Origin of the sequence: Synechococcus sp. CCAP 1479/9, assembly GCF_019038535.1 — a bacterium.
Lineage (GTDB): Bacteria > Cyanobacteriota > Cyanobacteriia > PCC-6307 > Cyanobiaceae > Cyanobium.
This window is the reverse complement of record NZ_JAFKRK010000079.1, coordinates 1-226: the sequence shown is the minus strand read 5'-3', so window position 1 is coordinate 226 and position 226 is coordinate 1. Positions and strand designations below refer to the sequence as shown.

The window sequence follows — 226 nt, the reverse complement described above, 5'->3', positions numbered from 1 at the left end:
GTCGAAGATGCCGAACTCGTAGCGGATGCCGTAGCCGGTGGCGGGGATCTCGAGGGTGGCGAGGGATTCGAGGAAGCAGGCGGCCAGGCGACCCAGTCCGCCATTGCCCAGGCCCGGTTCTTCTTCCACCTCGAGGATGTCCTCGATGTCGTTGATGCCGAACTGGCGCAGGGCCTCGGCGGCCTCCTTCTGGATGCCGAGCATCAGCAGGTTGTTGCCGAGCTGG

At 65.5% G+C, this 226-nt stretch carries 1 protein-coding gene; it reads right to left on the bottom strand.

What is annotated here, in order from left to right:
- Window positions 1-226, bottom strand: a 226-nt coding sequence (locus KUG38_RS17310) for a glycogen/starch/alpha-glucan phosphorylase (RefSeq protein ID WP_216923550.1), incomplete at both ends; no start/stop codon positions are given.